Consider the following 24134-nt stretch of genomic DNA (forward strand, 5'->3'; position numbering starts at 1 on the left):
CTCGCCAGGTCTTAGATTTTGATACGAGACTGCCGCTGCGGCCGGATATCGACCGACGGTGGGGATCCTGGTGCGACATCGTTGGTTCAGGTGATTTGCGCAGCGGGTACTGCGCGAACTCGCCGATATCGAACTGCCGGCGCTGCCGACGCCGCGTGCGGGCACGATCGACGCGAGTCGTTTCTCGGTACCTACGGCAACTCGATCGCCGCATCACCATCAGCCAGGACGATACCGGCGCCATCTGGGCCGAGCAGGCAGCAGATCCGTCGGCAAGATCACCGACTGCCGAGGTATTCCGGCGCAGCCCGGCCGTCGTGCATTCTGACTGACATGGCCTTCACGCTGACGGACTTCCAGGGGTTCGTACCGTTTGCCGCCCTGGCCGCGAGCGACGTTCCGGCAGGGCCGGGGGTGTATGTGGTCATGCGGCCGGCCATCGCACCGCCTGTATTCCTGGCGAGCAGTCCGGCGGGTTGGTTCAAGGGCAAGGACCCATCGGTGTCCATGGCGGTGCTGGAAGCGAATTGGGTGCCCGACGAGCCGGTTGTCTACATCGGCAAAGCAGATGCCGGGGCGAGGGGCAAGCGTGGGTTGCGCACGCGGCTGGACGAGTATCGACGGCACGGCGCAGGAAAACCTGTCGGCCATACCGGCGGCCGATTCATCTGGCAGCTCGCTGATAGTTCCGAACTGCTGGTCGGGTGGCGCGAAGAACCCGACGCCCTCGCGCTGGAGCAGTCGATGATCCGAAGCTTCAAGGCCATGCACGGCGGCCGGCGCCCGTTCGCCAACCTCCGCGACTAGGGCGGCGGCAGGTCAGCCCAGAGGGACATGCCCTCACGAGACAACCCTCTGCTCCCTCATTCCGAGTTCAAGGGGTTCGCAGGAGCATGAACACGATCTCGGCTGCACCGATGAATTTTGGGCGGATCCGTCGTCGATACCGCTGGATACACCGGCAGCGATGGGCCTGCGCTGGGACCGTTCCAGCGCAGGCAGAACACATGGAGGCAATGATGAGCGTCGACGACCCCGCGCAGAGCAAACGATCCGGACAGTGATCCGGACGGGCGAGAAGTGGCTCCGGTGAGTGGTGTCAGGGTGTTGGTGGCGGGGGCGAGTATCGCGGGGCCCGCGCTGGCTCACTGGCTGCGTCGGCGGGGGGCCGAGGTGACCGTGGTGGAGCGGGCCCCCGAGCTGCGTCCCGGTGGGCAGGCAGTGGACGCGCGCGGGGTGACCAAGGAAGTCATCCGGCGGATGGGGCTGGACGCAGCCGTGCGCGCGGCCCGCACCGAAACCGCCGGCGCGTACACCGTGGACGCGAACGGGAACGTGCTGGAAACCTTCCGCGCGGACGACGACGGCGGCGACGGGTACATCGCGGAGATCGAGATCCTGCGCGGGGACTTGTCCCAGGTGCTCTTCGACGACACCCGGGACGGTGTCGAGTACGTCTTCGGCGACCGGATCGCCGAGCTCACTCAGGACGCGGACGGGGTCGATGTGGCCTTCGAGGGCGGCGACCGGCGGCGCTTCGACCTGGTGGTCGGGGCGGACGGGCTGCACTCGGCACTGCGAGCGATGGTCTTCGGGCCACGCGAGCGGTTCGTCCGCCACCTCGGGCACGTGCTGGCCTTCTACAGTGTGCCCAACGAGTTCGGGCTGGACCGCTGGCTGATCGACTACCAGGAGACCGGGCGCTCCGCCGGGCTGCGGCCCATCCAAGACGCCACCCGGGCGATGGCCATGTTCTCCTTCCCCTCGGGGAACTTCGACGTCGACTACCGCGACGTCGCGGCCCAGAAGCGCCTGCTGCGCCAGCGGATGGCCGGCATGGGCTGGTTGACCCCGCGCATCCTCGCGCACCTGGACGACACCCCGGACTTCTACCTCGACCAGGTCGCCCAAGTGGTGATGGACCGCTGGTCGAGCGGACGAGTTGGGCTGCTCGGGGACGCGGCCTTCAGCTCGTCACCGATGTCCGGGCAGGGTACGGGGCTGGCCCTGGTCGGCGCCTACCTGCTGGCCGGAGAGCTGGCCGCCGCCGGGTGGGACCCGGAGGCCGGGTTCGCCGGTTACGAGCGGCGGATGCGCTCGTTCGTCGAGGCCAACCAGGAGATCGGCCGGTTGAACGCGCGCAGCCGCGACGTCCCAGGGCCGGACGCCGAGCCGAGCCCCGACTTCGCCGGTGAATGGTTCACCGAGCTGATCGAGCGCGCGATCAACGGCATCGAACTCCCCGACTACGCAGGGGCGCCGGACTCCAGGGCCCCGGCCGGACCGCCGACCACCTCCTAGGCCAGGCCGTAGGCGTCACATAGCGTGTCGAGAGGGACGACGCTTCGGTAAGCGGCCACCGCCGGACTCGGATGTAGATGTGGTGTGCGAGGGGTTGATCTCGCACTGGCGCAACCGTCTTGACCTGAACGTTTCCGTTCTATGTGGTTGGGCTGGAAGCAGTCCAAGAATCGGGGCAACCCGCTGACATGCGGAAGCGTGTTGCTGGTTTGTGCCCTCGGCAGGACACGCACAACATGGGCAACTGTAAAACGCCTGGTCATCGTGGGTAACTATTCAACTTGAGCGTTGCGACGTGCTTGCGCCAGCCACCCGCCCCTCCCATCTTCATGGAGTCCTGGGCTGGGCGTGTCGAACTTGGGATGATGAGGCCGACCTGCGGATTTTGGGTGGGCAATTGGTGATCGAAGCTGGATGCGCGCTACATGTGGACTGCCGTCGACTTGGCGGACTGCTTCTAGTCGAGTGATATCGAGGAAGACGCTGGCTCGGGCTGACCGATCGGCGAGGTGTCCGGCGATCACCAGGTGGTCACCAGCAGGCACTAGTCGCGACACGCTAATCTGCTCGTGAACATTGATGTCGCGATCGAAGGTTCAGGGGAGAGCATGGCATCGGCACAGCCGGAGTGGGGGAGTTCGGGCGCTTCAGCTCGTACGTTGCGGCTAGCGATTCTGCGTCCTGATGCGGATTTCCTCAATCTGATCGACCTGGACCCGTCGAAGGAAAGGTCCTACTCGCAGTCTTGTCGAGACTGGCCGGAGTCGAAGCCGCACCTCGCTATCATCGTTGACCCTCATACCCAGCCGGGCAGGAATTCCGGCGAGCGGATTTGGGGACTGAGTATCGTCCGCCCAGCCCATAAGACGGACCGGGACCGGAAGGTTTTCGTTTCTCATGGACGGCGGTTTCGGGAGCATGTCGCTATCCCGGGAGGCTGGTTCAGTGCTGACACCTCTGACAGATTGCCGGAGAGCGGCCCCATCACGCGAAGTGCGAGTGCTGTATTGGCCAATCTCCGGGAGCTCTCACCTTATGTTGCGACCGAAGTGGAGAAGCTGACGCCTCTCCTTGATGATGAGGGAGATTGGGGCGAACGTGAGCTTCGCTGGCGAGACGAGCGCGATGCTCTGTTGCTCTTCGCAAAGATCGCTGGCGTGGCCCCGAAGGACTTCGTTCAGGTCCAGCACTGGAACAGGACTTTAGCTGGGGCGAGTTTCATCAGCGGGCTTCCTGACGCTGCAGCTCAGCTGGAACTCGACGATATCCGCGGGCGTATCGTAGATAGGCTCGGCAGTGCTGGTGAGACAGTGGTGCGAGCGTTCGTCGACGCGACGCGTCAGAGGAAGAACTACGACCTTCAGGTGACGTCTGTAGTCGCTCGGCGTGAAATCACGTCAGAGAACGGTTCGATCGATGCCTATTACTATCATGCGGCCACCGAGACACTCGTCATGTTCCGCTACGTGGGGCGCGGACTGGATGCTCTCTTGTCACCTAGCGTCCGGCGCAGCTTAGCCGAACTCCATACGCATTCCCGTGGCTGGATGCTACGTACTCGGCGGAGACGCGACGATTTCGGATTGTTGGAAAACCCAATCTTTGTCCGCATCCATGCAGACGTACCATTTACGTCAGCGCTGCCGCGCACGATTCCGGGCGCGATCTACCCCATTGAGCAAGTCGAAGTTGCGATTTCGACAGTGGATGATATCAATTCGCTACGTCCGTTTGCCGTGTTTCGTCGGCATCTTGTACCGACCGATTTCGTTCGACTAGCGCGTGACGGTTGGTTCGGGGCGCGCGAGGTCACCCTGGATGCGGTCCTCGACTTAGTCAAGATGTCTGCGGATGCCCTCGGATCTGTCCTGCTGGTTGTCGACTTCGATACTCGGCCACGCGGCAACGGGCCGTAACCCCTGCACTGAGGCTTCGGTCATTTCAAGACGCTAACGATGGGAGACAACTATCCATGGCCACGCTGGGAGCGGATACACCTCGCCAAGTCACACAGGTCCGCGAACAGCTTCACGAGACGTTCGACGGGGTGATCGATGACAGTGACATCGCTCATTTCCAAGGAGGCAACTATGAGCAGCGCTTCCTCTCGCGCGCTCTGGCCGCGCTCGCCGTGCGATGTGTAGCAAAATGTAATGCCGCAGAGGCGGCCGGCTTTGTCACCGACGGCATCGCTGACCAGGGTCTGGACGCAATCGCTCCGCTACCCGAAAGCGGACAGGTTCTGCTGGTCCAGGCGAAATGGAGCGACAAAGGCACTGCAACCTTTGATGTGGATGCCGCGAAGGCAATGGTCGACGGTCTGAACCGAATCGAGAATGAGCTTTACGAGCAGTTCAATCAGCGTGCCGCGGCTCTCGCTCAAGAGGCGAGGCCGCTGCTCATCACGGGCAGGACGACTCTGTTAATTGCACTGATGGGTACAGTGCAACCTTCGCCTCCGGCACGTCAGGTCCTGGATAACGCGCTCAACGAGTTCAACAAGTACGGCGCCCGCGTGAACGTCCAAGTCCTGTTCGCTGCTGATTTCCATGAGCAGGTACACGCAGATCTCCGACCGGAACCAATCTGCTTGGACGTACGGCTAGACGACTGGTACAAGCAGAAAGGACCACTCGAGGCATACCAGGGCACAGTCGCCGCTGAAAGCGTCGCCGACTGGTTTGAAGCGCACGGAACTGCCCTGTTCGAGCACAACCTCCGGGCACCTCTCGGGACCACTGTGACGAACGCGGCGATCGGCCAGACCCTCACATCCACACCCACCACCTTCTGGCACCTGAACAACGGGATCACCATGATCTGTGATGGGCTGGACGCCAAGCATGACAGCGCAAGGGCTCCACAGAGCAGGCCGACGACGCTATCAGTGACGGGCGCGAGTATCGTCAACGGAGCACAGACTGTACGCGCCATCGCCAGAGCCATGCTCGAAGAAGGCGACGCAGCGGCCCATGCAACGCTGAGTATCAAGGTCATCAACACACAGGGCGACAAACAATTCGCGGTCGACGTATCCCAGGCGGCAAACCGGCAAAACGCCATCGAGCAACGCGATCACATTGCGCTTGAACCCGTGCACCAGGCGATCAAGGCAAACCTACGCGCAGAGCTCCGCAAGCACTATGTGATCAAGCGGGGCGAACCCGTCCCCGCTCCGGCCACCGGCTGTTCGTTGGACGAACTCGCGCTTGCCCTGGCATGCTTGCACCCCGACGCTGAACAAACCGCCCGCGCTAGTAGCTCCACCGAAAATCTCTGGGAGCAAGGACCCAACGGCAGTCATACACTATTGTTTCATCGAGAACCCTCTCCCCAAAAAGTCTGGCGTTCAGTACTGACGCTGCGCGCCACTCGCAGCGCGGTGTATGAGCGGGGCAATGAACTCGACGGCCGCGAGGCCGCAGTTGCCGAACACGGCGGACTTCTCGTTACGCACCTGCTGTTCCAGTATCTCGGCGCGACAAGCATCGACGACCCTGACTTCGACTGGGACACTGAGGTTCTCGAAAAGATTCCGACTATTGTGGCGGAACTGGTGCGTCGACTGGCGCACCAGATCACTCTGAATGATCACCGCCCACAGATCAGAGCAACTTTTCAATCCGCAAAGCGATGCCAAGAGCTGGCCAAGCAAGTCCTCGACCAATTGGCGGACGGCATAGCCGTTCCCGAACCACCCGCGAAACAACGTAAGTCGCGCCGCCAGAACACGGTACCGCTCTTAGTTGACCGTCGCGTGATCAAAGAGGGATCGGCGCTTCACTACGTCGCGCAGACCGAGCCCGAGCGCAAGGCCCTTGAAAACTGGCTCGAGGAAGATGAAAGGCGACGGCAGGCGACGTGGGTCAATCACCGCACCAAATCGATCCTGTGGGCATACGACGAACAGCAGTACTCTCCATCTGGGCTCGTGTCGAAAATGTGGTGGGACGCGGGATGGGACGATCGGCCGGTCGCGAACCAAGGAACGATGCGCTGGTTGCTCGCCGACGGGCGGAGTCTATGGGATCTGGCGCAACTGATTCACAGTGAAGAAGAAGATGAGCCGGGAGATGACGAAAGCTAAGCAAGTTGGACCGCCACCCCCAGCGCACAGTCTGCGGGTTGATCTCGGAAGGGAGCGCCGTAGCCGGTTGGATGATTGTGTACCAGACCGGCCGGACTGTACGTTCTGATCGCGGAGTGTGGCGAGACAAAGCTGCTGCGGGCCAAGGGCATAGCGTTTTTGCCGGAGTAGCGTCTCGGCGAGCTTGCGGGCGGACGGGTGCGGCGAGTGGTGCTGTGCAGGTTGCCCAACAACCGGCGGACGCCGAGCGCGGAAGGTGTCCGATATACCCAATACGCAGCAGACCCGCTACAGGTGCTTCCGTCCAGTGCTTCTGGAGATTCGAGAACTGCGTTTCGACGCACCCAACTAGGTTGCCACCATGTACTTTCAGCGGAACCGCAGGCGCTGATACCCGGGCAGGACACGCACACCATGGGCAACTGAAACGCCGGTCGCCGTGGGTAGATATCCCGTCTGACGTGATCGTGCCGTTCTGCGTGTGTGGGCGATCGGTCGCGACATCATGCTACCCCGGCTGGGCACATCGAAGAGGGAAACGGGCACTACCTGCGGTTTTCTAGTGGTTCGTTGGCGATCGAAGCGGCATACCAGTTGTGGAGGGTCCGCCGTGCACGCGCGGCGGGGCAGGCAGTGGTGGTTCACTGCGACGGCGCTCACCGAAGTTGACTCTGTCCCAATTCGCAGATCGATGGGAGTCGATTGATGTTGATGTACTTGGCGGTGTACGCGTTCGGTATGGACGGAGTCGGATCGACGATCGTTGCCGATGCTGTTACCAGGGGGATTCACAATGCCGCGTGTCCTACAAGCGTCTCATCGGTGCCAGGCAGTGTGTTTCGATGTTTGGGCCCCAGAACGACTTAGGTACCCTGTCACGGTTCATGGAGCCTTTGCTCCCCGGCGATGACTGATGCGGAGGAAACAGCTTGGCGACGGAAGAGTTGGCCCAGAAGGGGTACCTCACTCCCGAGGGGCTGCGCGGCTCACGGTTCGGCGATTTCGAACGCCTGGATCTTGGGTCTACGACGGTAGATATGCTGGCGAAAGCAGGACTTGAATTTTCTATGGCCGCCACAGTCGATTTTCCGTGCCAAAAGTACAAGGCCCCAAAGCTTCCCAAAAGCGCCAAGCCCGACACGCTATATGTCCAAAGAGTCGGGAGCGTAGTGATTCCTGTAGCGGTTGCGGAATGGAAAGACCCCTCGCGTCTCCGATCTGACGACGACAAACTCAAAGCGGCCGAGCAGGCCGTGCACGGAGCCTTGGCTTTGGGGCTTCGGATCGCGATCACCACCGACGGGGCTCGCAACCGCTATCTTGACGCGGTTGCTTCGGCGAACGCCGGTGAGATCGTCGAGATCAATGAAAACCGGGATTTCAGTCCAGGAGTGCTAGCCGATCTCTACCATGGTGAGTCTGGTGTAATTCGCAATCCTCGTCCATTGGCAGAGACGGTATGGCAGATCGTTTGGCACGCGACGAAGGCTGAGCCGAAAGACTGCCTGCTGACATTCGTTGAGATCTTCATGCTCAAATTCTTGTCGGACAATCTGCCGATGTCCGTGCTCGCCGCTGACCATCGATTCGATGTGCTCCTCGATGATCAGGCAGAGTTCAAGCAGAAGAAGGGGGCCAGCCAGATCGAGTACTATGTCAACACGATTAGGCCCCGCATAAAGCAAATCTTCACAGAACGTTTGCTTGTCACCGACCAGGCCGTGCGTGAGTTGTTCGGACTTGCCACAATTACCTCACAAACGTCCGTGATCAACGGCTTTGCATTCTTACGGTCTTCGTCGACCACCACCATCGCGTCCTACAACAGAACTTTCTGCGAGATCCTTGAGACATTCCAGCAATTCGGTACGTTGACAAATATCGACCCGGAATTCAAGCTGAGACTTTACGAGACGTTCCTGCGTCGCTCCGCGCGGCAGCAGCGCCTCGGTCAGTTCTTTACCCCGCGCAATATTGTTAAGCCGATGGTGCGAATGGCCATGCTGAATCGACTTCCCGAGGGGGCGACCGTACTCGATCCGGCAGCCGGCGTTGGGGGATTCTTGCTAGAACCGCTGTTGTTTCCTGATGCTCTTCCCGGCAACGTCTCTTTCCGCGATGGTTTGCCTAAGCAGCGAGTAAAGCTTGTTGGTTTGGATGTCGATGTAAACACGAATATCTTGGCGAAAGCCAACATGCTTCTGCATCTCGCCGAATCAGTACGCGATCCGCATACTACGACAGACGCACTCAACCAGTCTCTTGCAAATACGTTCTTGTTGCTGAACGAAAACGAGACGCTCGGAAGCTTGCTGTACCCTCCGAAGAACTCGGTAGACGTGATACTCACGAATCCGCCATACGTAACGCAAGGCTCTTCGATCTATCGGAAAGAAATAGAGGAGGTGCGTGGTCCGAGAAACGGTGTCGTACTGAAGGACTACTACGATGCTGGCGGGCTGGGGGTGGAGGCGCTCTTTCTTCGCTATATTGCGGGAGCGCTCAAACCTGGAGGTCGAGCATTCGTCATTGTTCCTCTGGGTCTGCTCAATCGAACAGCGCACCGTATGAAAGCTGCACTCCTCGACGAATGCAATGTTATCGCGAGTATTCAGCTGCCACGAAACGCTTTCTTCAACACATCTCAGCCGACATACATCTTGGTTCTAGAGAAAAGGCGGACGAAAGCACAGTCGAGGCCAGCTGTCTTCTGTGGAATTGCTCGCACAATTGGCGAAACACTCGACTATGAGCGAGTGTCGACGCCGGATCAGAATGATCTGTCTGTTATTGCCGAGCTCTTCATTAGATACGTAAGGTCGAGCGACAACAGCGTGGCACGCCCCACCCCGTACGAAGATTGCGAGTTCGTCAAGATAGTTCCAAGCAAGTCGTTCGCGGCCGATGAAAGATGGGATGTCGTCCGTCACTGGACTGACGAGGAGCATGTAGCACTCGGCGAACGCGCCGGAACTATAGATCGCGAGGAATTTATTCAGCTCGCCACCGAAACGCTGGAAGTGCTCATCACCGAATTGAAACAAGCGGAGTCCGAGCTGAAAAGTTTGTCTTCAGGTCCGACGGAGACATACTCCATAAGTGATGTATCGCAATTTCAGGTCCGCTCGGGAGTGCGGATCCGAAACTCGGATCTACGCGAGAATCCTGGGGACATACCAGTCTATTCGGTATTCACTCGACCTGATACAGTCAAAGGGTATATTGCGCTCGATTGGCTAGCCGATTGCGGCGTCGTACCTGAAGAATTTCCGAGCGTCACTGTGATGGCGACAGGGGCATCCGCAGTCGGCATGGTCTTCAACCGCGAGCCCGGATGCGTGATGACCGACGACGTCGTCATCGTCCAACCATGGAGTCCTGACGCCGAGTTGATCTGGCGTACCGAGACCGCCGAGAAACCGTCTGAAGCGCCGCCGCATCCGATCCAGGGGATCGACTTGAACTACCTCGCAGTCGCGCTCGCACAGAGCATCGCCCAGGGGGGATATGTGTACGAAGCGAAGCTTTATACCAAGCGGGTGCGTCAGCTTGAGATCGAGGTGCCTGTCGCAGACGACGGCAAGCCTGATTTGGAACGGCAGCGGCAAATCGCGGCACTTGCAAAGCGTCTGGATACGATCCGCGCCAAATTGCAGGAGACCGGAGTGTGGAGCAAGAGCGTCCGATTGTCGTAGTCGACCTCTTGGTGACTGCCAGGGCTCGATGGATGCCCGCAGTGACGACGGCGAGCAGGCAACGGCTAATCCGGACGATAGTGCCGCGTCACGCAATGCTGGGTAGGTAATCCGGCCGCCGAATTTTGGAGCCGACTGCGAAGTCGCGTATCGGTCCGGCGTGCTGGTTGCGCGCGGCAGTAGTCAGGTGCGAAAGAGACTGTCGTAGGCTTGTGCCCTCGGCGGGGCGTGTCGAACATGGGAACGGTGGTGACCTGCGTCTTCCGGGTGGGCGGTTGGTGATCGAAGCTGATTACCCGTTATGAGCGGGTGGTGCCGCTGTCCTGCCGGGCCGCTTTCCATCGCCCAAACTCGAGGAGCCCGGCTCGGGTCTCCCGCTCTCGCTGAACGAGATGCGCTGTCCGGAGTCGCCGCTCGTGCTTGGAGGTGGGTTCCGGAGATCGAGGAGGTCGGATTCACGCTCGAAGCATCAGGGCTGCCAATTTCTTTCAGCGCGGAAAGCCTCCCGCTGTATGGGCTGCTCCCTCCGGCAAAGGATGTTCGGGCGATCGCACCGGAACAGTCATTCAGCGACTTCGGCTGACCAACAAGGGAACCTCGCGCTACTCAGTACGACACCGCGTGGTTGAGCGACCCGAATCGGACGTGGTGTTGCGTTGCATGACGAAGGGGTTTGACACCCCTGGAGGTGATCGCTACGGTCCAGCCATGACTGATGGGGGAGCTCCAGCCACCGGTGGAAGCATTTCCGTTGTGCCGGAAAAGGTCAGAGAGGTCGGTCAGTACACCTACGAGCTAGCGGAAGCCTTGCATTCCGCCCTGCGGTCCGTAGCTCAGGACGTCGCCTCTTTACTCGACGGGAACTGGTCCGGCGGCGCAGCGACCGACTTCGCTGACGGGTGGTCCGAGGTCCGCGATGGGGGAGGTCAGATCATCACGGCGTTGAAGGAGATGGCTGGAAAGCTTGGCGTTTCCGCCCAAACCTACGAAAGCCGCGACTGGTCCAACGCATCAGCGTTGAACACCTCGGCATCCAGTCTGGATCTTCCGTGAGCGAGTTCACCGTCGATGTCGACCACCTGGACCAGATCGTCGCCAGGCTGTCCGCCCTGGCCGGATTTATCAATGATCACCTTGACGACATAGACCACAAGGTAGCGGGGCTCACCGGCACCGGTTGGGAAAGTGTTGCAGCCCAGGCGTATTTTGAGGCGCACACGAAGTGGGCGACAGCGGCCCGGGAGTTCGCTGAGGGCGTCCGCGACATGAGCGACGCCGCCCGCAAGGCACACATGAAGTACATCAACGCTGCCGAGGTCAACAAGCAGATGCTCAACGGCGGGTAACGTCCGTGGGAACATGGACGATCGACTCCGGCGTCTACTTCGATGCGGCCAAGAAATGCCAGCTTCTCGCCACCGACATCTCTCTCGCGTTGGGTCCGTTGCTGTCCGAGTTGGTCCATGAGTCGGCGGAATGGCCGGCAATCACGAGAAGTCCGAGGCATGGATTACCGCCTACGACCAGTACGCCGACGATATAGTCAAATTGACGGCGGTCCTGGCGAACGCACTGCAGCGATACGGCGATGTTCTTGCCGCCACGGGCTACAACTGGTGGCAGGCTAACCGCTCCACCACCAGCGGCACCGAACCGACACGTCCAACAGAGTCCGAACTGCTGTACGACACTGGGATGGACCTCCCCGCTACCGCCAAGGGAGACAACGGAGCCGGGATCGACAGCCCGATCACGGGCCTGCTGGAGAAGGTCGGCAAGATCCCCAACGGGGACGTCACCAAGTTGCACACTGCCGCAGAGGCGTGGAAAAGGTTCTCCGAGCACACGAACATCACCGGGGCCGCAGAGCGGATCAAGGGCGTCAATGCCAAGTTCGCAGACAGCACTGACCCGAACATCATTGCGATCGAAGAGAAACTGTCAACGCTGCAGAAGGCCGCGGAACTGTTGGCTCAGGCGGCGAGAGCGTTATACGGGCCGGTCCAGGGACACTACGAGGCTCTCGACAAGATGCGCTCCGACATCCAGAGGGCTGTCTCCGACGCCACCAAGGAGCTCGCCGCATCGATCGCCGTCACAATCGCGGTCGTCGGGGTCTTAGCCGTTGTAACTGGTGGTGCTGCCGCTGGGCCTGCCGCCGCTGGTGGCGCCGCGGTGACCACAGAAGTCGTCACGGCGGCGGCGGCGGCGGTTATCCGCACCGCTGTTCATGCCAGTGACCTCATCCACATTTACGAGGCGGTCACCTTCGTTAGTTCTGCTGGCTCGGGCGTGTTCTCAGCCATACCCGACCTCTCCCAGGGCGGCACCAAAGCAGCCCTCGAGGGCATCGCGGCAATGACCGTCAAGCTGACCGAGGGTGGCAGTAGCGGGAACCAATGGGACAAGGTGGAGGGGGCGAAGCCGAACCCGGCGAACATTACTATCTCTCAAAAACGGCGGATCCATATCCTCGACGGCGACGGGAGCGACGACATCAACGGTGGTGGGCACGCGCCCGGGACTGGAATGCCCAACAAGACCGAGTTCCCCGACACCGATGACTGGGAAGATGACAAAATCATCGACCGAATACTCGACGTCGCGAAGAACCCGGACCAGCCGCCAGTCCTCCAGGACAACGGCAACTGGAAGGTCAACGGCACCCGCAACGGCGTCCAAATCGAAGTCATCGTCGCTCCCGACGGCTCAGTCGTGACCGGCTACCCCATCGGCGGGGAGGGCGTAGTCAGGAACGACGCGAATGGCGACCCGATCAAATAGGCTAGGAGAGCGATGAATCCGGACAGGGCGGCACGAGAAGCCCGAAAGCGTCAGCGAGACCCGCAAGCCATCGAAGCCCGTAACCGTCGGCTCAACAAGATGAGCAAGGACTCGCGAGACCTTCTCGAAAGCGTCGCCGACCGTCTGCCTTCTGACCTGCTTGAAAGCTATCGGACCTATAGCAACGTGGGTGAGTGGGCGATGCTCGTCGATGTGCTGTGCGCCAGTCTCATCAAGCGCCGGATCCCGGTCACTGAAGCGGAACGCGATGCCGTGGCGAACGTACTCGGCCAGTTCAATCCCCCAGTGGAGGGATATCGCTACCTCAGCGACCCCCAAGGCGTGCTATCTGAGCTCAACGTGGTCACTGCGTAGAGTCCTCGTGATCCGATCGGGGCCAGACGGCCAAGTCGTCCTTGGTGGCGCGCCTCGAGCCAGTTGTAGACACTGGAAACCTGGCCCCTGATCGGACGTCAACCAAGCCCGCGGCAGTCTCGAAGCCCCACGTCATGGGCAAGACGAATGTCACGTAACCCCGGAGCCATCAGGTGGTGCCGCCGTCTTTCTGGGCCGCTTGCCATCATGCGATTTCGAGGAAGACGTTGGCCTGCTGCTGGGCGAGTGCCTCGCCCTCGGCTTCGTCGAGGATGTCGTGTAAAGGAAAATCAGTCGGGGATGCGAGGGTGCCCTGGCACAGTGCTGGACATGACTGTCTCCGGCCCTAAAGCGGATCTGCACCGTTACCTGCGCTATGCCCGCGAAGCCGTGCTGTGGAAGCTCGACGGCCTGTCCGAGTACGACGTGCGTCGCCCGATGACCCCAACCGGCACCAACTTGCTCGGCTTGGTCAAACACCTCGGCACCATCGAGTTCGGCTATTTCGGTGACACTTTCGCCCGCCCATACAACGAGCCCTTCACCGAACACGACTTCGAGGCCGATCCCACGGCCGACATGTGGGCCACCTCCGAACAGTCACGCGAGGACGTCATCGGGTTCTACCGTCGAGCCTGGGCGCATGCCGACGCCACGATCGACAGCCTCGACCTGACCGCTGCAGGCTCGGTCCCGTGGTGGTCCGAGGACCACCGGACCGTCACCCTGCATCAAATCCTGGTGCACGTGGCGGCCGAAACCCACCGGCACGCCGGACACGCCGACATCCTCCGCGAGCTCATCGACGGCTCCGCGGGCCTGCTCGACGGCAACGACAACATGCCCACCAGTGACTCGACCTGGTGGCAGCAATATCGAGCCAAGCTGGAGAAGACCGCAAAACAGGCCGCTGGGCTCCGGTGATCGATGAATCCAGCCTTCTTGAAAGCCTGTCCACCGGCGCTTCGCTACGAGAAATGAGGCACCTCGACGCTACCCGCCTGTAGCGAACGGCGCCCCGTATCGTGCGTTCGGTAGTCCCCCGGATGCAGGCTTCTGAACCTATATCCGGCACAGTATCTCGGCCAACGGCCGAATACACGGAAATGCCGCTGAGCGCGTGATCGGCGTCGGTCGAGACCGCAGGGGCAATATAACCGGGACCAGCTGAATATTGTTGTTTTTGCAACAAGTTCAGTGAAGCGGGGCGTCATTGATCGAAGGGGGATGACAGCTCGTGTCTCGGTCGGCCGGGTTGATCCGCGCGGGGTCGCATTGCTCGGAGTGCGTTCCCATGTTCGATGTGCCCTACAGGCGCACAGGAGGACGGCATCTGACCTGGGGTTTCTCGATATGGTCATTTTGGGATTATCCGAAAATCCCGTTGACATGCGGAAACGCTGTCGCAGGTTTGTGCCCTCGGCAGGACACGCAAAACATGGGCAACTGAAAAACGCCTGGTCATCGTGGGTACTTATCCCGTCTGAGGGATCGATGCCTGCGGATTGTTAGGCAATCCGCCCAACTTCATGGTGCCCTGGGCGGGGCGTGTCGAACTTCAGAACGGCGACCGGCACCGAGATATCATCAACCCGTCAACCAGCGCGTTCGGGATAGAACGCGGTCAATCGAGGCGTTCACGGACAATGAGGCACGGGACGTCCGCCTATCCGCTAGTCGCGAACCCCCAATGTCCGCCGGGGATCGCGCGCCGGGTGTTGGTCCGGGACCACGCCGATTCACCGGGGCGCAAACCTGTTGCTGCACCGGCGTCCTTCCACACCGCAGGGTTCAGGAACGTCTGCGTGGCACTCGATATCGGTCAACCAGACAGAGTCCAGGCTGCCCTGATCGAAGTGGCGGCGCAGACACGCCCATGCCGAATGTCGGGTCTACGGGGCGACAGGGTTGATGATCGTTCGTGAGGTCTGTGGTGTGCGGCCCGCTTCGGTATCGAGGTTGTCGACCGGGCCGTCTGAGACCAGGACTGGCGCGAACAATTTCCAACGCCTGCACATGCTGCTCGCCGAACACGCTACAACTGCGGAGCAAGCCGCCGCACTGTGCACGATCGGCGACACCGACCGAACGCTGATCAACCGACTCCTGCCTGCATCGGAGGCTCGACATGCTGCGCGCCGTGGAGAAGTGGCGCGAGGCGGCTGGTGACGCCGCCGTGATGCCCGACCGGTTAATCCATTCATTGGCGGCTCCGCAAGTTGGGCGCCGACCACCAGTGCTAGAGGAGCAGCCATCGTGCCTTCGACCTTCACCTACCCCGGCGTCTACGTCACCGAGCGGCCTTCGGGCGCACAGGCAGTCCCGGCAGCAGCCACCTCGATCGCCCTGTTCGTCGGGATGGCCGATATCGGCCCGTTCGACACCCCCGTCAGGATCCAGAACCTGTCGAGCTACGTCCGCACCTTCGGTGAGACCTCGGTCGGCGAGATGGCCGACCAGGTCAAGCAGTTCTTCATCAATGGGGGCGCCGACTGTTACGTGATGCGCATCGCCGACGGAGAACGGCAGTCCGAGATCCGGGTGCGCGACGAAACCGGGACGACGGATGTGCTGCGGATCCTCGCCCGCGACGCGGGCAAAGCGGGAAACCTGATCCGGGTGGAGGTGGACTACCAGACGGCAACGCCTGAGCTCACCTTCAACCTCACGGCGTACCGAAGTGTCCTGAATGCCGACGGCACGTTCGGTCGGACCGACATCGAAACACTCGCCGACGTATCGATGGACCCACTCCACCCGAGGTACGTCGAGACGATAGCCGCCACTTCGAGCACGCTGATCCGGGTCGAGAACCTCGCGGCGGCACCGGCGCCCGGGAACACCGGGGGAGTCTCCGTCGCGGGGCTGTTCCTCACAACCGCGACTGCACTGACGGATTTGCGTTCGGTGATCGACGCCACCCACAGGAGCCTCTCGGTCAGCATCGCTGGGCGGCCGCCCGTGACGGCGGTGGTCAACCTGACAGGGCTCGACGACACCAACCCTCACACCAGGATCGAGGAGGCGATCTACAACGCCTACCAGGGCCAGGATCCGCTGCCCGCTGGCTCGCTGACGGTGGTCATCACCAACGGACCGGGCGCGCTCGGCTCGGTCCTGGAGATCCAGTCCGAGGAGGGGGCGGTGATCGTCAGCCGGGCGGCGACCAATGACCTCACGTCGGTGCTGATGCTCGGCAGCACCAACGGCGGCGTGGAGTTCGACGCGTACTCACGGCTGCGGCCGGCGCCATCCGGCGTCTTCGCACAGCTGGGCACGACCAACGGCCGCCCCACGTCCGCGTGGCTCAACCGGCTCTTCGCGGTCGCCGCATTTCCGCGAGACCAGGTCACCACGCTGACCTCGCTCGCCGACCCGGGGTCGTCGTCCTCGCCGTACACCGGGCCCATCGCGATCGCGGGTGTTGCCGCGGACCCGGTCGCCCATGTGCCGATTGCGGCACCCTTCCCGGCGGCACTGGGCTCGATGGAGGCGGTCCGGGCCGGCCTCGACGCCATCGCGGACGGTATCGAGGCAGCGGTGAGCGCCACCACGCCTGGCCGCTGGACCGCCCAGCGCCAAGGTGTGCGGCTGGTGCTGCGCCCGGCGGTCAACCTCGCTCCTGCTACTTCCCTCGGCGTCGAGGTTGCGACCGGGCCCGCCGACCTGGGCGCTGCCGGGAGCTACTTGGACAGGACGACGTCGGCCAACCTGGCGGCCTACACCCTCGGCACAGCCGCACCGGGCGGGCAGCAGACGGGCGACGTCGCCGGACTCGACGGCACCAAGCCGTTGCTGACCGACTACCAGGCGGCGTTCGCCGTGATCGAGAGCAACGTCGAGATCTTCAACATGATGGTCCTCCCGAGGGCCCCGCAGCAGACCGACGCCGACCGCCAGACGATCTGGGGCGCGGCCAGCAACTTCTGTGCCCAGCAACGCGCCATCCTGTTCGTCGACCCGGCCGACTGGCGGACGATCGGCCAGGCCGAAGCCGGAGCTGGCAACATCAAGCTCGGCGTGGACACCCGCAACTCGGTGATCTACTGGCCACGCGTGTTGGTGCCCGGCGCCACCTCCCCGCGGGGGGTGGCCGTCGACCCGTCGGGCACGATGGCAGGTCTCTACGCGCGAACCGACACGCGCTTCGGCACCTGGAAGGCGCCCGCTGGCATCGAGGCGACGCTGACGGGTGTACTTGGGGTCGAGGTCCCGATGAGCGACGCCGAGAACGGGCGGATCAACCCGAAGGCACTCAACGCGATCCGCGTGTTCCCGTCCGGCGTGACCTCCTGGGGAGCCAGGACCATGGTCGGCGCGGACGACACCGGCAACGTCGACGACAAGTACGTCAACGTCCGCCGGACCATGCTGTTCATCGAGAACAGCCTCTATCGGGGGCTGCGCTTCGCGGTTTTCCGCAGCAACGCCGAGCCCCTGTGGGCCAGCATTCGCCTCGCCGCAGGCGCGTTCATGAACGGCCTGATGCTCCAGGGCGCGTTCGCCAGCACCACCAAGAGCGAGGCGTACTACGTGCTCTGCGACAGCACCACGACCACGCCGAACGATATCAACCTCGGCATCGTCAACGTGCTGGTCGGGTTCGCCCCCAACAAGCCGGCCGAGTTTGTGCACTTGATCGTGACCCAGCTCGCCGGCCAAGTCGAGGCATGAGGACAGGAGGAGACAGACCATGGCCATGTTCTCGGTCAACTCGACCCGGATCGACCCCTACAGCAACTTCCGGTTCCTCGTCGTGTTCGGCAACGACGTGGTGGCCGGCGCGAGCAAGGTGAGCGGGCTCAAGCAGACGATCGAGCTCGTCGAGCACCGCGACGGCGGCGACCTCTCGACCAAACGCAAGTCGCCCGGGCTCACCTCGTTCGAGCCAATCACCATCGAGCGCGGCATCAGCCATGACCCGGCGTTCGAGGAGTGGGCGAACCTCGCCTACTCACCGGAGGGGCCGGGCCGGGTGTCGCTGAAGAACTTCCGCCGCGACATCATCATCGAGCTCTACAACCTGCAAGGCGTCAAGGTGCGCGCATGGAACGCCTTCCGCTGCTGGGTCAGCGAGTTCACCGCGGTGCCGGAGCTCGACGCCAACGCCAACGCGATCGCCTTCGAGAGCATCGTCTTGCAGAACGAAGGCTTCGCCCGCGACCCTGCCGTGGTCGAGCCGGTCGAGAGGTGACGGAGGGCCGGATGCGTCGACTGCTGCTCTCGCTCCCGACGCTCGGTGAGCGACAGCTCCTGCTCTGCGAGCTGGATGGTCATGCCGAGCTTCTCGTCGCCCCCGACGACCCAGAGGTGGTGCGGCGCCTGCTCGGCCGCGTGCTGAGGGAGCCGTCCGGCGCCGAGGTGGACGCGGACGGGCTGTTGTGCGTGTGGCGGGACCGGGTGTTCGCGGCGCTGTTCGAACGGGAGCTCGGCGGGCGGGTCGCCTCCCAGGCGCGATGCTCGGCCTGCAACGAGGACTATGCGTTCGGCTTCGACCTGGCGGCGGTGGTACGGCAACAGGACTCCGCGGCGGCCGCCACCGGGTTGGTCGCCGACGATGACGGCCGCGTAGTCGTGGAGCACGGCACCCGGCTCCGGCCGCCGACGGTCGGCGACGTCGTCGCCCATCGAGATCCCGACAGCCTGGCCCGCGCGCTGGCGGATCCGACGCTGCCGCGCGAGCGGGTCGAGGAGATCCTCGACGAGGTGGCGCCGCTGCTCAGCTTTGACCTCGAGACCCGGTGTGCCCACTGCGAGCAGCCCCAGGTCCTCCGGTTCGACGTCGTCCGCTACACGCTGGAGAGCCTGGCGGCCGAGCGGCCCCTGCTCATCCGCGAGATCCACCTGATCGCGTCGCGCTACGGCTGGGGGCACGACACAGTCATGGGCCTGACCCGGGCGGACCGGCGCGCCTATGCCGCACTGATCCTGAGTGAGCGGAACGCCACCGGCCTGCGGAGCGTCGGGTGAGCGCCCATCTCCAGCGCCTGTACGACACCGCGGCGGCCGCCCCGGTGGCGGTCGACGCCCGTCCCGTACAGCGTTCGTCGTCGCCGCTGCTAGCAGTCGACCAGCGGCTGGCCACGAGCGCCTACGCCGCATCGTTCCTGATAGGCATGCCGGGAGAGGCCGAGGCGGTGTCGGAGGCCTGGCCCGACCTGCCGGCCGAGCTCCGCATGGCCCGCGAGCCGGATGCGCTGGCGCCACCCGTGGCCGCGCCGCCACCGCCCACCACGCCCGCCGACCGTGACCTGCCGCCAGCGGAATGGTTGCGACCCCCGCCGCAACCGCGACCCGCCGAGGCCACCGTCACCGACCGTCGCACCGGTCCCGAGCCCGTGCTCCCGCCGCCCGAGCCCCCCACCGCGAGGGCTGATGACGTGCCCACGACGCGACCGCTGCCGCCGGTCGAGATAACGCGCCCGGAGGGGATACTAGCCCCGATCGATCAGCCCCGGCCAGCCCCTGAGCCGGTGCCGACGCGCACCGTCTCGCTGCGGAGCGAGCCGACCGTGACCGTCGGGCTGGAGGCGCCCCGACGAGACGCGCCGCCCCCTCGTCCCCGCATGACGTCTGCTCGGGAACCGCTGGGCGCCGAGGTCCGCCGGACGGATGTACCTGAGCTGCTGCACCCGGTTCCTGCGCCGCCCGCGCCGCCGCTGCCGCTGCCTGTCCAGTACCGCGAGGCCGACCTCACCGAGCCGGTTCGCCGACTGGTCCGCGAGGCGATGGTGGACAGTCGCCCTCGCACCCCGGCGCAGGCGCAGGACCCGGCACCGACGGCGGCGGGCACGACCAGCCAGCCGACGACCGCGGAATCCGTCCAGCCGACGACGGCGGAATCCGTATCGCTTATCGGGCCACTCGACCGGCCGTCGCGCGCGACGACCCTCTATGGCCTCCGGCTGAGGTGACGCCGTGCCCTCACCGAACCTGAACGAGGTCACCGACGCTCTCGCCCGACTGATCGAGCAGACGGTCTCGGCCCAACTCGGCGGGACCACCGTCACGGTCTCGAAGCTCCCTCCCGAGAAGGCGGAGGAGGCCGGCGACACACGCCTCAACATCTACCTGTACCACGTCGCGCAGGACATGGACGGTGGCAACGACCTGGTCCGCGGCGGCCCCAGCGGCCCGGTCCCGGTGGCAACCCGGCCACTGGCCGTCAAGCTGTTCTACGTTCTGACCGCGCACGCGCTGATCGACACCGTCGAGGATGTCTCGGGCCAGCAGACGCTGATGGGGTGGGGGATGAAAGCCCTCCACGACAACCCCGTGATCGACCACCAGCTCACCGTCGGCGCGGTGCAGATCTTCCCGACGATCGGCGACCTGCGGCTACAGATCGTGCTGCGGCCCGTCACCCCCGAGGAAGCCGTCAGCTTCTGGTCGACCGACCAGGTGCGCACGGCCCGGCTCTCGGCGTACTACGAGGTCAGCACCCTCTTGCTCCCACCCGAAGCGCCGAGCACGACGCCGGGCGTGACCGGTCAGGTGCTGTTGTCCGTGCTGCCCCGCGGCAGGCCGACGCTGCGGACGACCAGGTCGGTGGGGAGGTTCGTGCTTCCCGCGACCCTCGGCGGCGCCTCCCTCGCACCGGAACGATCACCGGGGGTCGTTGCGCTGAAGGCCGCCGTGGATGAGGACACCCGCCTGACCGCGCTGGGACAGTCGCTGGGCGACGGGCGGGATGCAGCCGTGGTGATCCGCGGGGAGTCGACGTCCGGTCTGGGTCTGCCCGAGGACGCGGCCGTTCTCCTACCCGCTGACAACCCGGGCTGGGGGATCGTCGTGACCGACTCCGAGGTGACCCTGTCGGTGCGGCCCGTTGCCCAGGCCGCGACGCCCACCGGGCTGGTGGCCGTGGACATCCTCCCCGGCTTCCACACCATCGCGGTGCGCCGGGCGGTGATGACCCGCAGCGAGGGCGGGGTGACCGACACCGTCGACGTCGAGAGCAACCGGCAGCCGTTCGCGGTCGTGCCCTCCGTCGTATCGGCGACCGTCGATGCCACCGACCAGATCGTCGTGGCCGTCGACGGAGCGTACGACGCCCAGGCCGCCGGCGCCGTCGCGCAGCTGTCGCTGGGAGGAGACGTGTACCGCAGGGTCGCGACGTTCACCGGGACACCGGCCGACGCCGGCTCCTTCCAGGTGCGCGACGACCACACCTACGTAGCGGTCCCACTCTTTGACCCAACTGTGCCCGGGCGCACCTACCCGGTCCGGGTCAGCGTAAACGGTGCAGACTCGCAGCCGTTCTGGTTGGAGGTGGCCTGAGATGGCACCGGCCGAGCAGCGCAAGTCGGACGCAGTCTCGGCGGCCGAGCTCGTGGTCGAGCGGCTCCGCCTGCTGCTGGACGCGCATCTCGATCCTGACGGCGAACACGCTGAGCGACTGGCCCCGGTCGAGGCGAGGCTCGCCGGGCCGGAGGGCGCGTTCCGTCAGCGGCTCGGCGACTTGTTCGGCCTCACCGAAGGTGAGATCGACGCACTGGACCTCGCCGTCGCCGTCGCCGTCGAACCCGCCCTCGCCGCGGAGGTCGCCCAGGTGCAGGGCATGCCGTCGCGGTATTTGCCGGGCGAGATCGCGCTGCGACTCCTCCTCGGACACAGCCCGAGCCCGGTAGTCCGCAGTGGGTCGCCGCTGCTGTCCTGGGGGTTCGTCGAGGTCGTCCAGTTCGCACCCGACGAACCTGCGCTGTTCCGGGCCGACCCGGCCGTCGTGGACTGGTACTTCGGGACGCTCTCGGCCTCCGCGATCCCGGTACGCCGAGCGCCGGACGTCGAGCCGCTCCCGGAGTGGCGGGTGGCCGACCACGCGCGACGGATCGAGGGCATCCTCGCCGAGCAGAAGCCCGTCCGGCTCGTGCTCGTCGGCCGGCGCGGCACCGGCCGGGCCAGCCTGGCGGCCGCCATCGCCAAGCACCTCGGCAGACAGGCGATCTGCGTCGACCCGGAGTCGCTGACGCACGGCGCGGGCTACTCGACGTTCCTGCGGCTGCAGCGGCTCGCGCTGCTGGGCGATCTGGTGTTGGTCTGGCGCGGCGCACCCGCGTCGTGGCCTGCAGCCCTGCCGGTGGCGATGTTGCAGGCGGTCACGCTGGAGCCCGGCGAGTCGCTCGCTCCGGTGGACGGCATCGTGGACCTCGACATCCCGATGCCGCTGCTGGGGAAGGACACCCTCGGCGCGCTCTACCGCAGCTACCTGCCGGCGGTGGCCGACCAGCTGGACGTGGTCGTCGGTCAGCCAAGGGTCGGCGACCTCGCCGACGCCGCGGCACAGCAGATCACCACCCCCGAGGACCTGCGCCGCTTCCTGCGGCAGCGCAACAGCGCCCGCACCGCTCAGATCGGCAGGGTCGAGCGGGTGTCGTACACCTGGGACGACCTCGTGCTGGCGGATCAGACGAAGACGATGCTGCAAGCGTTCGAGGCTGAGGCCCGCAGCCGCGCCACCCTGCTCGCCGACGAGAAGCGCCGGCGCCTGTTCGGAGACACTGCCCAACTGAGCGCCCTGTTCTCAGGACCGCCCGGGCTCGGCAAGTCGATGTCGGCCAAGGTGATCGCGCATGAGCTCGGCCTGGACCTGCTCGTCGTCGACTCGGCCGCGATCACCAGCAAATTCATCGGAGAAACGGCCAAGAACCTGTCGCTGGCCTTCGAGGTTGCCCGGGACGCCCAGTGCGCGTTGATGTTCGAGGAGGCCGACAGCTTCTTCACCACCCGGGTGAAGGTGGAGACGGCCAACGATCGCCACAGCAATGCCGACATCGGCCACTTACTGCAGCTGATGGAAAACCACGACGGCCTGGTGATGCTCTCGAGCAACCGGCGCTCCAACATCGATGCGGCCTTCACCCGCCGGCTCCGCTTCATAGTCGAGTTCCGCCCGCCCACGCAGGCCGAGCGTGAGCAGCTGTGGGAACGCGCCCTGGCCGCCCTCGGCATGGCCGAGCCGATGCGGCAGGCGGTCGTGCCCGCGGTCGCCGCAGCCCACGAGCTCACACCCGCACAGATCAAAGGCGCGGCGCTGACGGCGGCCTACCGGGCTGGCGACACCGGCATCACCGGCGCGGAGGTCGAGCAGGCAGCCCGACTGGAGCTGCAGAAGGAGGGCCGGCTGATCAGCGCCGTCCCCGAGACTCCTGTCCCCGCACGGAAGGCGATTGCACATGGTTGACACCGGTCACCCGAGATCGCCGGCACTTATGCACGGAGCGCTGGTGCAGCTCGCCGAGGATCTCGGCGTCATCGTGCCGCTCGTCATCCCCTTCCAGTACAACCCGGCGAAGGTGACACGTGGCTTCGAGCCGTGGAACCCGTTCGCCACCGACCCTCAGAACCAGGCCTCTCAGACTCCGCTCGTGCAGCCGTTCGACCCCCACGAGACCTATGGGTTCGAACTCGATCTGGACGCCACCGACGACCTGGCGGCGGGCAACCCGCTGGCTGCGGCGACCGGCGTGGCTTCGCGGATCGCGGCCCTGCGCAAGCTGATCGAGCCCACCGAGGGCGTGGTCGGCGACCTGGTCGCCGCGGCGTCGGGCCTGCTCGGGGGAGCTGCCCGGCAGGCCGACCGGCCGGCCGTGCCGATCACCCTGTTCGTGCTCGGCCCCGGGACGATCGTGCCGGTCCGGATCACCTCATTTTCTGTCGAGGTGACCGAATTCCTGCCGTCGCTGTACCCACACATGGCCAAGGTGACCCTCGCCCTGCAGGTGCTCACCCCCGATGTCTTCAAGTGCAAGAAGGGCACCGCCATCACCGTCGCCGTGGCGGCGTATCGGTTCACGAAGCTCCAGGAGGACGCGCTCGCGCTGGTGGCCGCGGCGGGCGGGGCAGCCGCGACCGTGTCGATGCTGCCGATCTAGCCGGGTCCAGAGGGAAAG

General features: G+C 64.2%; 18 protein-coding genes. All 18 read left to right on the top strand.

What is annotated here, in order from left to right:
- The first annotated feature begins 333 nt into the window (after window positions 1-333).
- Window positions 334-807, top strand: a complete 474-nt coding sequence (locus tag NA4_RS06800; RefSeq protein WP_067465636.1) for a hypothetical protein — start codon at window positions 334-336, stop codon at window positions 805-807.
- A gap of 282 nt (window positions 808-1089) precedes the next feature.
- Window positions 1090-2301: an FAD-dependent monooxygenase gene (locus NA4_RS06805; RefSeq protein ID WP_067465745.1), complete on the top strand. Its 1212-nt coding sequence runs from the start codon at window positions 1090-1092 to the stop codon at window positions 2299-2301.
- A gap of 569 nt (window positions 2302-2870) precedes the next feature.
- The gene (locus NA4_RS40130) at window positions 2871-4217 is read left to right on the top strand and encodes a hypothetical protein (protein ID WP_157128854.1); all 1347 of its coding nucleotides are present in this window, start codon (window positions 2871-2873) and stop codon (window positions 4215-4217) included.
- 56 nt (window positions 4218-4273) lie between these two features.
- Window positions 4274-6388 (top strand): AIPR family protein, encoded by a 2115-nt coding sequence (locus tag NA4_RS06815; protein WP_067465645.1) that lies wholly within the window; start codon window positions 4274-4276, stop codon window positions 6386-6388.
- A 929-nt stretch (window positions 6389-7317) separates the two neighbouring features.
- Complete coding sequence (locus NA4_RS06820) at window positions 7318-10083, top strand: N-6 DNA methylase (RefSeq protein ID WP_067465648.1); 2766 nt, start codon at window positions 7318-7320, stop codon at window positions 10081-10083.
- A gap of 301 nt (window positions 10084-10384) precedes the next feature.
- Window positions 10385-10666 carry a DUF1932 domain-containing protein gene (locus NA4_RS43620; protein ID WP_157128855.1) on the top strand — a complete coding sequence of 94 codons (282 nt, stop codon included), beginning with the start codon at window positions 10385-10387 and terminating at the stop codon, window positions 10664-10666.
- A 125-nt stretch (window positions 10667-10791) separates the two neighbouring features.
- A complete protein-coding gene (locus tag NA4_RS06825) occupies window positions 10792-11136 on the top strand; it encodes a WXG100 family type VII secretion target (protein ID WP_067465651.1) in 345 nt (114 codons plus the stop codon).
- Window positions 11133-11429, top strand: coding sequence for a WXG100 family type VII secretion target (locus NA4_RS06830; RefSeq protein ID WP_067465654.1), 297 nt, complete (start codon window positions 11133-11135; stop codon window positions 11427-11429). Before NA4_RS06825 ends, NA4_RS06830 begins: the two co-directional genes overlap by 4 nt.
- 130 nt (window positions 11430-11559) lie before the next feature.
- Complete coding sequence (locus NA4_RS06835; RefSeq protein WP_067465657.1) at window positions 11560-12867, top strand: EndoU domain-containing protein; 1308 nt, start codon at window positions 11560-11562, stop codon at window positions 12865-12867.
- 12 nt (window positions 12868-12879) lie between these two features.
- On the top strand, window positions 12880-13242 hold the full coding sequence (locus tag NA4_RS06840) for a hypothetical protein (RefSeq protein WP_157128856.1): 363 nt from the start codon (window positions 12880-12882) through the stop codon (window positions 13240-13242).
- Window positions 13243-13572: 330 nt separating this feature from the next.
- Window positions 13573-14166 (top strand): DinB family protein, encoded by a 594-nt coding sequence (locus NA4_RS06845; RefSeq protein WP_067465750.1) that lies wholly within the window; start codon window positions 13573-13575, stop codon window positions 14164-14166.
- 1332 nt (window positions 14167-15498) lie between these two features.
- Entirely contained in the window at window positions 15499-17916 is a 2418-nt protein-coding gene (locus NA4_RS06850; RefSeq protein WP_067465663.1) for a phage tail sheath family protein, read from the top strand.
- Window positions 17917-17935: 19 nt separating this feature from the next.
- Window positions 17936-18436 carry a phage tail protein gene (locus NA4_RS06855; RefSeq protein WP_067465666.1) on the top strand — a complete coding sequence of 167 codons (501 nt, stop codon included), beginning with the start codon at window positions 17936-17938 and terminating at the stop codon, window positions 18434-18436.
- 11 nt (window positions 18437-18447) lie between these two features.
- Window positions 18448-19212: a hypothetical protein gene (locus NA4_RS06860; protein ID WP_157128857.1), complete on the top strand. Its 765-nt coding sequence runs from the start codon at window positions 18448-18450 to the stop codon at window positions 19210-19212.
- Entirely contained in the window at window positions 19209-20156 is a 948-nt protein-coding gene (locus NA4_RS06865; protein ID WP_067465672.1) for a hypothetical protein, read from the top strand. Before NA4_RS06860 ends, NA4_RS06865 begins: the two co-directional genes overlap by 4 nt.
- Window positions 20157-20160: 4 nt before the next feature.
- On the top strand, window positions 20161-21522 hold the full coding sequence (locus tag NA4_RS06870) for a Pvc16 family protein (protein WP_067465675.1): 1362 nt from the start codon (window positions 20161-20163) through the stop codon (window positions 21520-21522).
- A 1-nt stretch (window position 21523) separates the two neighbouring features.
- Window positions 21524-23425 carry an ATP-binding protein gene (locus tag NA4_RS06875; RefSeq protein ID WP_067465680.1) on the top strand — a complete coding sequence of 634 codons (1902 nt, stop codon included), beginning with the start codon at window positions 21524-21526 and terminating at the stop codon, window positions 23423-23425.
- The gene (locus NA4_RS06880) at window positions 23418-24116 is read left to right on the top strand and encodes a hypothetical protein (protein WP_157128858.1); all 699 of its coding nucleotides are present in this window, start codon (window positions 23418-23420) and stop codon (window positions 24114-24116) included. The genes NA4_RS06875 and NA4_RS06880 overlap by 8 nt, the downstream gene beginning before the upstream one ends.
- Window positions 24117-24134: the final 18 nt, after the last annotated feature.

Source organism: Nocardia amamiensis NBRC 102102 (assembly GCF_001612745.1).
Lineage (GTDB): Bacteria > Actinomycetota > Actinomycetes > Mycobacteriales > Mycobacteriaceae > Nocardia > Nocardia amamiensis.